General features: G+C 60.4%; 13 protein-coding genes and 2 pseudogenes. 6 read left to right on the top strand and 9 right to left on the bottom strand.

Annotation, left to right across the window (positions count from 1 at the left end; translation table 11 throughout):
• Positions 1–3 precede the first annotated feature (3 nt).
• The 3 genes and pseudogenes from PSH97_RS11365 to PSH97_RS11355 all read right to left on the bottom strand — a co-directional run bounded on the left by PSH97_RS11365 (position 4) and on the right by PSH97_RS11355 (position 3566).
• A pseudogene (locus PSH97_RS11365) lies at positions 4–1180 on the bottom strand (carboxylate-amine ligase).
• Entirely contained in the window at positions 1152–2153 is a 1002-nt protein-coding gene (locus tag PSH97_RS11360) for a class I SAM-dependent methyltransferase (RefSeq protein WP_305449252.1), read from the bottom strand. The pseudogene PSH97_RS11365 and the gene PSH97_RS11360 overlap by 29 nt, the downstream one beginning before the upstream one ends.
• 27 nt (positions 2154–2180) lie before the next feature.
• On the bottom strand, positions 2181–3566 hold the full coding sequence (locus tag PSH97_RS11355; protein ID WP_305449251.1) for an iron-containing redox enzyme family protein: 1386 nt from the start codon (positions 3564–3566) through the stop codon (positions 2181–2183).
• 192 nt (positions 3567–3758) lie between these two features.
• Here PSH97_RS11355 and PSH97_RS11350 point away from each other — a divergent pair, with 192 nt between their 5' ends.
• Positions 3759–4211 carry a cupin domain-containing protein gene (locus PSH97_RS11350; RefSeq protein WP_305449250.1) on the top strand — a complete coding sequence of 151 codons (453 nt, stop codon included), beginning with the start codon at positions 3759–3761 and terminating at the stop codon, positions 4209–4211.
• A 38-nt stretch (positions 4212–4249) separates the two neighbouring features.
• Here the strand turns inward: PSH97_RS11350 and PSH97_RS11345 are convergent, their stop codons facing one another.
• Positions 4250–5032, bottom strand: coding sequence for a tellurite resistance TerB family protein (locus PSH97_RS11345; protein WP_305449249.1), 783 nt, complete (start codon positions 5030–5032; stop codon positions 4250–4252).
• Positions 5033–5306: 274 nt separating this feature from the next.
• Between PSH97_RS11345 and pcsA the strand changes: the two genes are divergently transcribed.
• The 3 genes from pcsA to PSH97_RS11330 all read left to right on the top strand — a co-directional run bounded on the left by pcsA (position 5307) and on the right by PSH97_RS11330 (position 7555).
• Positions 5307–6029: a phosphatidylcholine synthase gene (gene pcsA, locus PSH97_RS11340; protein WP_305449248.1), complete on the top strand. Its 723-nt coding sequence runs from the start codon at positions 5307–5309 to the stop codon at positions 6027–6029.
• An 11-nt stretch (positions 6030–6040) separates the two neighbouring features.
• Positions 6041–6427, top strand: a complete 387-nt coding sequence (locus PSH97_RS11335) for a DUF488 domain-containing protein (RefSeq protein WP_305449247.1) — start codon at positions 6041–6043, stop codon at positions 6425–6427.
• 201 nt (positions 6428–6628) lie between these two features.
• Entirely contained in the window at positions 6629–7555 is a 927-nt protein-coding gene (locus tag PSH97_RS11330) for a universal stress protein (protein WP_305449246.1), read from the top strand.
• A gap of 78 nt (positions 7556–7633) precedes the next feature.
• Here PSH97_RS11330 and PSH97_RS11325 read toward each other — a convergent pair whose 3' ends face one another.
• From PSH97_RS11325 to PSH97_RS11310, 4 genes are all read right to left on the bottom strand, one after another.
• Positions 7634–8446, bottom strand: coding sequence for a class I SAM-dependent methyltransferase (locus PSH97_RS11325; RefSeq protein WP_305449245.1), 813 nt, complete (start codon positions 8444–8446; stop codon positions 7634–7636).
• Between the two features lie 38 nt (positions 8447–8484).
• Complete coding sequence (locus PSH97_RS11320; RefSeq protein ID WP_305449244.1) at positions 8485–8757, bottom strand: DUF4242 domain-containing protein; 273 nt, start codon at positions 8755–8757, stop codon at positions 8485–8487.
• Positions 8758–8945: 188 nt separating this feature from the next.
• On the bottom strand, positions 8946–10157 hold the full coding sequence (locus PSH97_RS11315; protein WP_305449243.1) for a cytochrome c biogenesis protein DipZ: 1212 nt from the start codon (positions 10155–10157) through the stop codon (positions 8946–8948).
• A gap of 149 nt (positions 10158–10306) precedes the next feature.
• Positions 10307–10570, bottom strand: coding sequence for a DUF2790 domain-containing protein (locus tag PSH97_RS11310; RefSeq protein WP_305449242.1), 264 nt, complete (start codon positions 10568–10570; stop codon positions 10307–10309).
• A 303-nt stretch (positions 10571–10873) separates the two neighbouring features.
• Here PSH97_RS11310 and PSH97_RS11305 point away from each other — a divergent pair, with 303 nt between their 5' ends.
• Together PSH97_RS11305 and PSH97_RS11300 are read left to right on the top strand one after the other, a co-directional pair.
• On the top strand, positions 10874–11614 hold the full coding sequence (locus tag PSH97_RS11305; RefSeq protein WP_007939241.1) for a response regulator: 741 nt from the start codon (positions 10874–10876) through the stop codon (positions 11612–11614).
• Positions 11611–12921 (top strand): ATP-binding protein, encoded by a 1311-nt coding sequence (locus tag PSH97_RS11300; protein WP_305449241.1) that lies wholly within the window; start codon positions 11611–11613, stop codon positions 12919–12921. The genes PSH97_RS11305 and PSH97_RS11300 overlap by 4 nt, the downstream gene beginning before the upstream one ends.
• Before the next feature lie 178 nt (positions 12922–13099).
• Here PSH97_RS11300 and PSH97_RS11295 read toward each other — a convergent pair.
• A pseudogene (locus PSH97_RS11295) lies at positions 13100–13238 on the bottom strand (short-chain dehydrogenase); the annotation flags it as partial.
• Positions 13239–13240: the final 2 nt, after the last annotated feature.

The raw sequence follows: 13240 nt of genomic DNA, 5'->3' as shown, positions 1-13240 counted from the left end.
CAACTATTTAAACTTGGTGTCATAGCTCCGTTGCGGGGCCGGGCTGGCGCAAGGTTGCTCGCCGGTTTCCATCAGCAGTTGATCGACAGCTCGCGCCAACGCCTCGGGCATCAAGCGTCCGTCGCGCAATGCCTGTTCCACCGCGTACCGTTGCCGATCCGCGCTGGTGCCTTCGATCAGCATGCGCCGGGCCTGTTTGAAGACGTCTTGCACGCCCAGTTGCTGCGCGGTTTCGGCAAACGTCGCTTGCGCCAGGGTCAGCCATTGCTCGACCGAAATCGTCGGCTCGTGGTCCTTGCCAATGAAGGTGCCGTGAATGCCGTAGCGCTTGGCGCGCCAACGGTTTTCCTTGAGGACCCAGTAAGCCGCGCGAGTGAACTTCGTCCCGGGCAGCGGCTGCGTGATGGCATCAGCGACCATCAGGCGAAACAGCGACGCGATGCACAGCGCCTCGTCCAGCCGCGGGCAGGCGTCGGTGATACGCAGCTCCAGCGTGGGAAACCGCGCGGCCGGGCGCACGCTCCACCAACAGTCGCTGGGTTGCCGGATCGAACCGGTGCGGGTCATCAGCGCGACGTAGTCGTCGAACGCATCCTGATCCTCGAAAAACTCCGGAATGCCCATGCGCGGCCACTCATCGCAGGCGACTTGGCGATAGCTCATGAAACCGCTGTCCTCACCCTCCCAAAACGGTGAAGAGGTACTGAGCGCCAACAACAGTGGTACCCACGGCAAGACTTCGTTCATGACCCGAATACGATCCAGATGACCGGGCACTTCGACATGCACATGCAGCCCGGACAACACACTGCGCCGGGCCACTCGTTGGTAGTCATCGAACAGCTGATGAAAATGCGCCTGGTCGGTCGGTCGGTTGCTGAATCCGCCAATCCGCCAAGGGGTGACTGCCGGCGCTGAGCAGGCCCAGGCCGAACGGCTCCAGAGCACGCCTCAGGGCACTGCGGGTGGTGGCCAGGTAATCGGCGGCGTCCGGCAAGCTGCTGAAAACCGGTGAGGCGACTTCAATCTGCCCCTGGAACATTTCATAGGCGAACGACTGGCCCAACGCCGCCCTGCACGCCTCGATCGCCTGGGCATCGGGTTGCCCGGGCATACGCCGAGTGACGAGGTCAGTGAGGAAGTATTCTTCTTCAATCCCGAAGTTCAGGCGCCTGCTCATCAACGTTTCCCCCAATGCCTGGGCCGAGACGCGTCACGGTCAGCGCGACGACGGCAATCCGTTCCACCCGTTGATAACCTGGGGTCAACAACTCTTCACCGAACACATCGGGATCGAGTTCGCGATACGTCCAGCCGAACCCCGGTGCCTCCAGACGCGGAGCGAGGGCCTCCAGAAATGGGTCGCGGCCATCGACCATTGCCGCGCCGGTGTACAGCAGCAACGAGCCGCCCGGCGCCAACCGACCGAGTGCCTGCTCGACAATCCGCAGTGACAACTCCGCGCCCAACGCGCCACCGCCATGCCGATAGGCCCGCTCGGCCGGGTCGGCCATGTAGGGTGGGTTGGCAACGATCAGGTCAAAGTACCCGTCGACGTCCTGCAGCACATCGCTGGCCTCTACGTGGACGTTGACCACCTCGGCGAGCGCGGCGTTGATGGCCGTCATGCGCAGCGCCTCCGGGTTGATGTCCAGCGCCAACACTTCGGCTTCGCGACGGGCGCGGGCAATCAGAATGGCACCGACACCGGCGCCGCAGCCAATGTCCACAGCGCGCCTGATCGGAGCGAAATTCTGCTGCAGATGGGCATGAATCAGTTGGGCGAACCGATAGGTGTCGGGGCCGAAGAACACCGAATCGGCGGCCTCCGTCGGAAAGGCCGAATGCACGAACAGCAAGTCGTCGAGGCTGGACCAGCGCACCCGACTTTTCAGCCGCCCGCTGCACTCCTCCAGCACCTGCGCCTGTTGCAACTGGCGTTGTTCATCCGCTGACAATAGCCCGGGTTCAAACGGCCGCGACCAGCCAAAAACATCGCGCAGGTTCTCGGCCCGCCGGCCTTCGGCGCGGGTGTTGACCCGCTGATGGGTCAAAGGCGTTGGGGTAATGAATCGATAACCGTCAGCCTGCAAGCGCCGTCCCAGTTGCACCAGCGCCAGGTCGGCGGCAGACAGTTGTTCTTCCTGACTCATAAACCGCTCCCGTTGATAAATGGCGTTCTAGAGAAGGCTGGATTTGAGTTCGATAAACCGGCGCGTCGCCAACAGACCAGCAGGATGAGCATGCCGATGGGGCGAGAGCCACGGCAACAACACCGACATCTGCTCGTGCCCGCTCAGACCGTTCAGCGCGGTTTGCAAGCGCTGAATATCCGGGTCGCTGTCCGGCACTGATATCTGCGCCGTAACGCTGCTGCCGCGCCGTACCGCAGCAACTGGATACTCCGGCTTCCAGTTGCCGGCAATCCAGTCATGCAGCAACTGTTTTTCGTAGGGGCTGAATACGCCGAACATCGCCGCTCCGGCGCCGTCGATCAATTGCCAGAAACGGCTGGCCTGCGGGTCCTGGTGGCGCTTGATCCAGCCTTTGTTTTCCATGGCCGCCAGCAAGCCTGGCAACTGTTCCGGCGAAGACAGCCATTGATTGACGGTCTTGCCTTCAAAGCGGCTGTAATCGGAATGCATGTGCTGGCCGAACGGGCGTTTGCGTTCAAGCATGCTCAGTACTTCACCGTCGAGGTCGAACGACTCGATGATCGCCCGACTGCCCTGCCCTAGGTCGTTGAGCCGATAGCCCAGCGCCACCCGACGCAGAAAGTCATCTTGATCACCTTCCACCGGGAGCAATTGCAGCACCGACTGCACCGCCTTGTGAGCATGCCCGGTGCTGGCATTGTCGATGGTCACGTGGAGCGTGAAGTAAAGCGGATCGAGGCCCAGTTCGCTGAGTTCATAAGCGCTGATCAACAAGTGCAGCGGCAACTGTTCATAGCCGAGGTTGTAGCCGATCACTTCCGGTAAATACTCGTCGGCGCAATAGCCGAGTGCCAGTTGAATCGCCCCTTGCAGGTAGCGCTCATCGGCGATCGCAGCGGTGTCTTGCAGGCCATGTTCAGCCAGCAGCTTGCGGTAGATCACCACATGATTCTGCGCCGGATTGCCCTCGCCCAACTCTTCCAGATAGGTGCACAACAGGCCATCGAAGCGGGGGTCGCGCCAGTGCCGCAACAGGCCATAAAGCCAGGCGCCGTCCACCAGTTTGGTCGGGGCAACAGCCTGCAGGAAAAACAGCGCATGGGCCTTGTTGCTGAAGAACTGTCGCGCCCCGCCCGCCTTGCGCTGCTGAAGGTAATCGGCGTACTGCCGGGCCACGTCGACGCTGTGCTGTTCGACCCAGTGTTGCAGGGCCGAGAGGTCCTGTGGCATCTGTTCAGGCAGGAGCGCCGCTTGCTCCAGTTGCTCTTGCAGAAAGCGCCGGGCGAGCGCGTGTTTTTGCGCGTCATCGTCGCTCAGCAACAACTGTTCGTAGAGCGACTTTACGCCGTCAGCGGCAGTTATCGCGTGTTCGTGGGCAGGCCGGGATTCAAGTCGTGTCAGGGCAGTCATGAAATAATTTTCTCGCTCTGAGGCCAGTGGCAGGACGCTGGAGTCAGCACGTCTCTATCAGCAGAGCGGCAGGGCCTGAAAAAAATTCCATTGGCGTTGAAATTGGCCGGACAGACGGGCAAGCGCCGCGGCGCTTGCTCGCGGCGCAGTGCATATACTCAGCGGAGGGGATTCATGCCTCGGAGAGCAATCATGCGAACGGTTCACGTCATCGAAGCCGGGAAAACGCCCACGCCGGTCAAAGTTGTTGGTGAGACCATCACTATTCTTGCCGGCGGCGATCTGACCAAACCCTTTGAGATGCACATCCAGGAAGGCGTGCAGGGTGGCGGGCCACCGCTGCACTTTCACCCTTGGGACGAAGCGTTCTATGTCATCGATGGGCAGGTTGAAGTGACCGTCGAAGGGCAATCCACCACCCTCTCGACCGGGGGTTACATACACATCCCCGCAGGGTCGATCCATGCCTACAAGAACATCAGCCCTACCGCGAAAATGATCGGCGTGGTTTCCGATCCACGCGGCGGTCAGTTCTTTGCGGCGTTGGATCAGCTCAAAGTGCCCGAAGACCTGCCTCGGATACTGGAGATATCCGAAGGCTTCGGCGTTACGTTTCTGCTGAAGAAATCACCAGAACACACGTAGGAGCTGGCCGCATACGCCATCTCCTACAGGGGGAATGTTCAGGTCGCACCGCCCTTGGCCTGCTGCTCCAGTTGCACCTGCAACTCTGGATCGATCTTCAACGCAGCGGCCAATTCATCCAGATAGTTGCGTTCGGCGTCTTGCTGATCGTCCACCAACATCACGCTGGCCAGGTACATCTCGGCGGCCATGCCCGGGTCTTGGGCGGACTGCGCCACATCGGCGGCATCCAGCGGCCGGGCGACTTCATCATCGAGCCATTGCTGCAGTTGCGGATCGTCGGTGTGGCGACCGATTTCGGTACTGATCATGTGTTTCTCGGCCTCATCGATGCGGCCATCGGCCTTGGCGGCGGCGATCAAGGCACGAAGGATGGCGTGGCTGTGGTCCTCGATTTCCGGGCCAGACAACAAGTCAACGGTGCGCGGCGCTTGTTGTGGTGCCGAGGCCTGGCTGCGTTGCCAGGCCTGATACGCCTGGAACGCCATCATCCCCAAAGAAGCCAATGCCGCGTAATTGGTGCCGCCCGAGCGCGTTGGCGTCGAACCGCCCATGGGTGAACCGCCGCCCAGCAGACCACCGAGCAAACCACCCAGGCCTCCGCCGCCCGCACCGGCACCCGCGCCGCGCCCCAACAGACCACCAAGCAACCCGCCAAGATCGCCCAAGCCTCCTTGAGCTGACGCCGCACCGCCACCTTGTTGCGCCTGTGAGCCCCGGCCGGCCCGCAGTAATTGCTCAAGCAAATCGCTGGTGTTCATGACGACGTCCTCAATAATGGGCAGAAACTCAGTCAGGCAACGATAGTCCTCGCCCGACATTCCGCCAACTCCGTCTGGCTGACGTTAAAAGGTGCCCATTTTTACTCCTGACAGAAGTTGACACTCCCTAATGCCCGTCAGTTAACTTGCGCAACTTGTGAGAGCGAGGCTAGCCAGGAATTTGCGGGGTATTTTTTTGCGCGGCGGCTAAGATTCATAGGTGGTGAACCTTATTCCCGAAAATCCGGTCGATACCTGCAACCCGACCCGGTTTGCCGACGCCCTCAACAGGAGGGTGATAACTGGCTTGCTTCACTTTCTGGAGAACACCCCCGTGATATCCACCGTACACATTGCCAGGCTCAAAGCATGGGGTGCCCATGGTTTTACCGCCACTGGCGTGGTCACAGCCTTCCTCGCGACCCTCGCCTTGTTGGAGAACCAGCCCACCAATTGCCTGCTGTGGCTGGGCGTGGCGCTGATCGTCGACGGTCTGGACGGCGCGCTGGCACGCAAGGTCAATGTGCAGTCGGTGCTGCCGAGTTTCGACGGCTCGATCCTCGACCTGGTGATCGACTACCTGACGTATGTGTTTATCCCGGCACTGTTCATCTACCGCTACATCCCGCTGCCGGACTACACCCTGCTACTGACCGTGTCGCTGATTCTGGTCTCGTCGCTGTTTTGCTTCTGCAACGTCAACATGAAGAGCAAGGACAACTACTTCCAGGGCTTCCCCGCCGCATGGAACGTGGTTGCGCTGTGCCTGTACATCATCGACCCATCGCCGTGGATCACCTTGCTCACCGTCATCGGCCTGGCGCTGTTGACCGTGACCCGAATGAAGTTCCTGCACCCATTCCGCGTGCGGCGGTTCATGCCGATCAACATTGCCGTGACGGCCATCTGGCTGCTGTGCAGCATGTCGCTGGTGGTCAACCACCCGGTCATCAACCCACTGGTCATGGGCTTGTGGCTGCTGATGTCGGCGTACTTCCTGGGGATCTGCTTCTGGCGCACGGCGCTGGAGTGGGTCGACAGCTCGCGGCTCAAATAGGCACTGCGATCATGCCCATCCACATCGTCCAGCTCGGCTCACCCCGCACCGCGAATGAAGGGCTGCGCCTGGGCACGGTACGCCGCCCGCCTCGGGGTGTGCCGAAAGCCGAATTTGCCAGTCGGGATTTTTACGACGTGTGGCAACCGCTGCTGTCCCCCAGCCCCGAGTTGGTGGCCGAAGCCAAAGCAGCTGAAGATGCCAAAGCCTGGGGAGCCTTCAAGCGCAAATTCAAGGCCGAGATGAACCATCCCGCGCCCAGCCAGATGCTCGACCTGCTGGCCGCCCTCTCCCATCAAACGTCACTGGCCGTGGGGTGTTATTGCGAGGAAGAAGCACACTGCCACCGTTCCGTATTACGGGAATTGCTGGAGGCACGGGGCGCAAAGGTTGTTTAGGGTGAACACCCAAAATCCCCTGTGTGACATCTCTGAGCACTAACTTCAGCCCGCACCGGCCTTGCGGACGAGAGGTTGAACATGGTCAATACTTAGAGGATTGAATGGCTTTCGAATGACCATACGTCGGGCGCACAGGCGCTCTCCCATCGTAACCTCAGGGGGACCGTCGTCTGCTCGTTTACCCACGGGAGGTTTGTCATGTCTGGTCAAGCACGTTTCATGCTGGTCGCCTCGCCCCTGATGGAACACAGCCCTGCCTTCGACCGGGCCGCGGCGCTGGCCAAGGCCGAGGATGCGGCCCTGCATATCGTGGCTTTCGACTATCTGGAAGGCCTGGCGACTGCCGGCATGGTCAATGAAAAGGCCCTGGAGCAGATGCGTCTGGGGTACGTCGAGCGCCACCGCCAGTGGCTTGAGGACCAGGCCCGCCCCTTGCGCAAGATCGGTGTGCACGTCACCACCGAGGTGACTTGGGTCGAGAATCCGCTGGAGGAGATCCTGACTCACCTCAAAGAGCAGCCGATGGATGTGCTGATCAAGGCGCTGGAACATCAATCGCGGCTGTCGCGGCTGGTGTTCACCCCCCTCGACGTGCATCTGCTGCGCGAATGCCCGGTACCGCTGCACTTCGTCAGCCATGCCAAGCATGCGTTGCCGCGCAAGATCGTTGCGGCGGTCGACCCCTTCCATAACGATGATCAATACAAAAGCTTCAACGACCGGATCCTGCACGAAGCGTCAAAACTGGCGAGTTCCTGCAATGCCGAGCTCGACGTGGTCTACGCCTATGACCTTTCGTCTATCAGCTCGGACGAGTTCAGCTTTGAAAACGGTTCGGCGTTTTTCGCTTCGGACAAGGCCAAGACCCTGTTCAATTTCCAGGAGGATGCCTTCAACGAATTGGCCGCGCGCAACGGCATCGCCCCGGAGCAACGGCACATGCTGATGGGCAGCCCGACCAAGGTGCTGACCCGCTACGCCGATACCCATGATGTCGACGTGATTGTCATGGGCCGGGTCGGCCATCGCGGCATGGGCCGGCTGCTCGGCAGCACAGTGGAGCATCTGCTGTACAAAATGCCGTGCAGTGTGTGGGTGGTGTACACCGAGCGGCTGGATGAGTGATTGGGCTGGTCAGATAGTCTGCACATACCCTTGTAGGAGCGGGCTTGCTCGCTCCTACAAGGGATTTGTGTTGTCGTTTCAGCGCCGTGTAATCACCACCTCCAGGTATTCACTGGGCACCACCAGCGACCGCTCCCCCGCCCGGTTCAGGCGATTCAGCAGTTCGGTCAGGTCGTTTTCCAGGGCTGTGCCCCCTTCGGGTGGCAGGGTCGCAAAGGCCTTGTGGATCGGGCCATACCAACTGCGGAAGGTGTCGATAAAGTGCGCGGCGGAGCGATAACGGAAGTTGAACAACCGCCGTGTCACCTGCATCTGGAAGTCGCGCTGATCGAACTGTGAGTGCAACCAGGCTTCGGAGCCCCAGTTCGACGGTGGTTGAGCACCCATGGGTGGCGGCATGTGGCGGCCCAGGGTTTTGAACAGTTGGCCGATGAAACCTTCAGGTGTCCAGTTGGCAAGGCCGATCCGCCCGCCTGGACGGCACACCCGCGCCAGTTCCGCTGCAGCCTTGGGCTGATCCGGCGTAAACATCACACCAAAGGTCGAAAGCACCGCATCGAAACTGGCGTCCTCGAACGGCAAGTCCTCGGCATCGGCCACCTGAAAGGTCACGTCCAGGTGTTCCGCCCGTGCGCGGTCTTCGCCGCGTTCAAGCAGCTTGGCCACGTAGTCGGTGGACGTGACCTTGCATCCCCGGCGCGCGGCGGCGAGCGTTGCATTACCGTTACCGGCGGCGACGTCCAGCACGCGCTCATCGCAGAGCAAGTCGCAAGCCTCGGCCAGCAGTTCGCCGACGATCTGTAAGGTGGTGCCGATCACGGCGTAGTCGCCGCTGGCCCACGAGGCCATTTGACGGTTTTTCAGGGCAGTGAGGTCAATGGGGGTACTCATTAAGTCTGCTCCGTTACGGGTTGGAACGCGTCCCCGGCTTACTCCGCCGTGGTGGGATCGATGATGTTCATCACCCGGGAAACGCTGTTGATGGGAAATTCACCCTTTTTGGCGTGCTCCCTGATCAGGCCCTCATTCGGCGCGATGTACACGCAGTAAATCTTGTCGCCAGTGATGTAGCTCTCCAGCCATTGCACCTCTGGCCCCATCTCGCGCAACACATCGCAGGACTTTTGCGAGATCGCTTTGAGTTCCTGTTGCGGCAGTCCGCCAGCACCTGGAAGCTCGCGTTCAATAATGTATTTAGGCATGGCAACTTCCTTTTCTTGTTTGTGATGACAGGGTCGACAGTGATCCCGTCGTCCACAAACTATCGCTCCCGGATACGCTGGCGTCCTGCCGATCGTCCGGAGAATTCACCAAATATGGCATTCTCCGATGCGTGGTCACCTAGCTGTAACGCCGCATTAACAGATCGCCTTGCGTCGCCGAAAACGGGTTACGCGGCAGGCGCTTTGGCCTCTTCCAGCAATTGCCGAATCATCTGCTCCTGAGTCTCGTACCGTCCCTCGCCAAAGTGGGTGTAACGCACCTGGCCTTTGGCATCGATCAGGTAGTGAGCGGGCCAGTACTGGTTGTCGAAGGCGCGCCAGATCGCGTAGTTGTTGTCGATCGCCACCGGGTAAGTGATGCCGAGTTTTTTCACCTGATCGCGGACATTGTCGATGATGCGTTCGTACCCGTATTCCGGGGTGTGCACGCCAATCACGACCAAGCCATCCTTTTCGTATTTCTTCGCCCAGTCCTTTACGTAGGGCAAGGTGTGCTGGCAGTTGATGCAGTCGTACGTCCAGAAGTCCACCAGCACCACTTTGCCGCGCAGGGAATCGTTGCTCAGCGCTGGCGAGTTGAGCCATTCGACCGCGCCGGAAAGTGACGGCATCCGGCCTTTGGCTGAATCCATGGTTGAGTCGGCCTTGACCTTGCTGATGAAGTAATCGACTACTTTCGGTACGGTTTCCAGCACATGCTGTTCAACCGTGGTGACGCCTTCGGATGAGGTGCCAGCGAGTAGTGTGTTATCGGCGCCGGTGGAGATAACCGCCGCAGCGGCCAACACCGCAACCCCCGTGCCGCGACGTAGCCAACCAGTGACCGGTATCGACGGTTTCAAGCGATTGACCAGGCCGCGACCGGCAAAGATCAAAGTCCCCAGGGACAACGCGCTGCCCAGGCCGTACGCCAACAGCAGCAGACTGGTCTGAGCGTTGGCACCTTGCAGCATGGCGCCGGTGAGGATCACCCCGAGGATCGGCCCGGCACACGGCGCCCAGAGCAGACCGGTGGCGACGCCGATCATTACCGAGCCTAACGGGCCAGACATCTTGCGAGTGTTGGGATCGATGCGATTGCCCAGCAGTACGAACGGACGCGCCAGCCAGCCGCCGATACGGGCGGAGATCAGCGACAGGGCAAACAGCACCATCACGATCAGCGCCACATGGCGGCCGGTGTTGCTGGCTTGTATCACCCAATCGCTGCTGACCACGGCCAGGCTGGAGATCAGGGCGAAGGTCAGGGCCATGCCACCGAGGGTGAGCAAGATCGAGGCACGTGTGCGTTTTACACCGGCAAACAGAAACGGCACGACCGGGAGGATGCAGGGGCTGAGGACGGTCAAAATGCCGCCCAGGAATGCGATGAGAAACATGGGGATCACCTTGAGATACGAGTCCCATGTGGGAGCGAGCCTGCTCGCGATAGCCGTCTGGCAGTCACATAGATGTTGAATGTGCTGCCGTCATCGCGAGCAGGCTCGCTCCCACACTGGAACTGCGGGAATTGGGGTAGTCGAAGGACTCAGTTACCTTCGTTGCAGCCGTCAGCGAATTTGCTGTAATCCAGAACCCGGGTTTTGCCTTGGGAATCCAGATAGGTCATCCGGGCATTCACAATCCCGCAGGCAGGGCTGGCGTCCTGTTTCATCGACAGCACTTTCTGGATGTCCAGGTGCGTGCCATAGGTGTAGGTTTGATGGGTGACATCGGCTTCGGCCCGGGCCGACAAGGTGCAGATATTCAGGGCGGCAAACAGGCAGGCGGCATAGACGGCTTTGGTGTTCATGGTGATTTCCTCTGGGCTTCAATAGGTCAATCGTTGATTGGGCCGAGGCGGTTGGGTTTGCCTCGATGGAACCTATTTGAAACCCGTGAGGTATCTCGTCTGTGTCCAGAACTGGCGCGGGTAAATCGCTGTGTATCCGCGCAGGCCTGCGATACACAGCGATACAAAACCACTGAAATCGGCGGTTTTTTGCGTCCCCGTGTATCTGCCGATACACCAGATACACTGCAATACAATCGGCGGCAGGCGAGCGAGCCGAGGCTCGATAGACTGCGCGATATCCCCCATTTAGAGGCTTGGCTCATGGAACACGTCGATCACATTCTCATCGTGGACGATGACCGCGAGATCCGGGAACTGGTAGGCAACTACCTGAAAAAGAACGGTCTGCGCACCACCGTGGTGGCGGATGGACGGCAAATGCGCGCGTTTCTGGAGACCACGCCGGTGGACTTGATTGTGCTCGACATCATGATGCCGGGCGACGACGGCCTGGTGCTCTGCCGCGAGTTGCGCGCCGGCAAACACAAGGCCACGCCGGTGCTGATGCTCACCGCTCGCAACGATGAAACCGATCGCATCATCGGCCTGGAAATGGGTGCCGACGATTACCTGGTCAAGCCGTTCGCCGCCCGTGAACTGCTCGCCCGCATCAACGCTGTGCTGCGGCGCACGCGGATGCTGCCGCCGAATCTGGTGATCACCGAAAGCGGTCGCCTGCTGGCGTTCGGTCGCTGGCGCCTGGACACCTCGGCCCGGCATCTGCTGGATCAGGACGGCACCATGGTCGCCCTCAGCGGCGCGGAATATCGCCTGCTGCGAGTGTTCCTGGATCATCCTCAGCGGGTGCTCAATCGCGACCAGTTGCTCAACCTGACCCAAGGCCGCGACGCCGATCTGTTCGACCGCTCCATCGATTTGCTGGTGAGCCGCTTGCGTCAGCGTCTGCTCGACGATGCCCGGGAACCGGCCTACATCAAGACCGTGCGCAGTGAAGGCTATGTGTTTTCCCTGCCGGTGGAAGTGCTCGGTGCACCGTCATGAATCTTGCGCTGCACTGGCCTCGCACGCTGGCCTCGCGGTTGTCGCTGATTTTCCTGATTGGCCTGATCCTCGCCCAGGCGCTGTCCTTTGGCGCTCAGTACTACGAGCGTTACGAAAGTGCGAAAAATACGATGTTGGGCAATCTGGAAACCGATGTTTCGACCTCCCTCGCCATCCTCGACCGCTTGCCCGCCGACGAGCGTATGAGCTGGCTACAACGCCTGGAACGCACCAACTATGGCTATCTGCTGAATGAAGGCTCGCCGGGCACGCCGATGGCAGCCCGCGATGTGCCGATTGCAGTGACCTCGATTCAGGACGCGATCGGCGATGATTACCCGCTGACCTTTACCGACATCCCCGGCCCGAAGAAACACTTCCAGGCCCACCTGAAACTCAAGGATGGCAGCCCTGTCACCATTGATGTGCGACCTTCTATGGTGCCGTTGTCGCCGTGGTTGCCGGCGGTATTGCTGGGGCAACTGGCGCTGATGATCGCCTGCACCTGGCTGGCCGTGAGAATCGCCATCCGCCCACTCACCCGCCTCGCCCAAGCGGTGGAAACCCTCGACCCCAACACCCACGCCGTGCACCTGGACGAAAAAGGCCCGACCGAAGTCGCCTACGCCGCCCGGGCCTTCAATGCGATGCAGGCGCGCATTGCGGCTTATCTCAAGGAACGCATGCAACTGTTGGCGGCGATTTCCCACGACCTGCAAACCCCGATCACCCGCATGAAACTGCGCGCCGAATTCATGGATGATTCCAGCGAGAAAGACAAATTGTGGAATGACCTCGGTGAAATGGAACACCTGGTGCGCGAAGGCGTGGCCTATGCCCGCAGCATCCATGGTGCCACCGAGGAAAGTCGCCGCACCGATCTGGATTCATTCCTCGACAGCCTGGTGTTCGACTATCAGGACATGGGCAAAAATGTGCAGCTCGATGGTAAAAGCGCAGCCGTGATCAACACCCGGCCCCATGCTTTGCGGCGGGTACTGGTGAACCTGATAGACAACGCGCTGAAATTCGCCGGCGCGGCAGAGCTGTGGGTGGAGACGAAGGCTGATGGCAGCTTGTCGGTGAAGGTCATGGACCGTGGGCCGGGGATTGCCAAAGAGGAATTGGCGCAGGTGATGGAGCCGTTCTACCGCGTGGAGAATTCGCGTAACCGCAGCACCGGCGGGACCGGGTTGGGGTTGGCGATTGCGCAGCAATTGGCGCTGGCGATTGGCGGGTCGCTGACCTTGAGCAATCGCGAGGGCGGTGGGTTGTGTGCGGAGCTCAGGTTGCCGAAGCCCCAATAAACACCACCAATCCAATGTAGGCGTGGTGTATTGATCGTTCCCACGCTCCGCGTGGGAATGCCTCAAGGAACGCTCCGCGTTCCAGCCCCACCGCCGCTGTCGAGCCAGACACCGATGTGACGCAGAGCGTCACGGGTTGCATTCCCACGCAGAGCGTGGGAACGATCGTTCAGCAACCTTATTCCGAAGGCCGAGCCCGCAACCACCCTCCAATTACATCCAGCACATCTCTACCATCCCGTAACGGAATAGCGCAGAGCAAGGCAAAGTCACTGAGAATGAACGACTCACCGCATCGACATGTTCTCAAGCACCTGAT

Source organism: Pseudomonas cucumis (assembly GCF_030687935.1).
GTDB classification, from domain to species: domain Bacteria; phylum Pseudomonadota; class Gammaproteobacteria; order Pseudomonadales; family Pseudomonadaceae; genus Aquipseudomonas; species Aquipseudomonas cucumis.
The sequence above is the reverse complement of the archived record's forward strand: the minus strand, read 5'-3'. Positions and strand labels throughout refer to the sequence as shown.

Coding starts and splice junctions, on each gene's coding strand:
- PSH97_RS11360 (WP_305449252.1), bottom strand. CDS start 2,153: ATGAGTCAGGAAGAACAACTGTCTGCCGCCGACCTGGCGCTGGTGCAA.
- PSH97_RS11355 (WP_305449251.1), bottom strand. CDS start 3,566: ATGACTGCCCTGACACGACTTGAATCCCGGCCTGCCCACGAACACGCG.
- PSH97_RS11350 (WP_305449250.1), top strand. CDS start 3,759: ATGCGAACGGTTCACGTCATCGAAGCCGGGAAAACGCCCACGCCGGTC.
- PSH97_RS11345 (WP_305449249.1), bottom strand. CDS start 5,032: ATGTCGGGCGAGGACTATCGTTGCCTGACTGAGTTTCTGCCCATTATT.
- PSH97_RS11335 (WP_305449247.1), top strand. CDS start 6,041: ATGCCCATCCACATCGTCCAGCTCGGCTCACCCCGCACCGCGAATGAA.
- PSH97_RS11330 (WP_305449246.1), top strand. CDS start 6,629: ATGTCTGGTCAAGCACGTTTCATGCTGGTCGCCTCGCCCCTGATGGAA.
- PSH97_RS11325 (WP_305449245.1), bottom strand. CDS start 8,446: ATGAGTACCCCCATTGACCTCACTGCCCTGAAAAACCGTCAAATGGCC.
- PSH97_RS11320 (WP_305449244.1), bottom strand. CDS start 8,757: ATGCCTAAATACATTATTGAACGCGAGCTTCCAGGTGCTGGCGGACTG.
- PSH97_RS11315 (WP_305449243.1), bottom strand. CDS start 10,157: ATGTTTCTCATCGCATTCCTGGGCGGCATTTTGACCGTCCTCAGCCCC.
- PSH97_RS11310 (WP_305449242.1), bottom strand. CDS start 10,570: ATGAACACCAAAGCCGTCTATGCCGCCTGCCTGTTTGCCGCCCTGAAT.
- PSH97_RS11305 (WP_007939241.1), top strand. CDS start 10,874: ATGGAACACGTCGATCACATTCTCATCGTGGACGATGACCGCGAGATC.
- PSH97_RS11300 (WP_305449241.1), top strand. CDS start 11,611: ATGAATCTTGCGCTGCACTGGCCTCGCACGCTGGCCTCGCGGTTGTCG.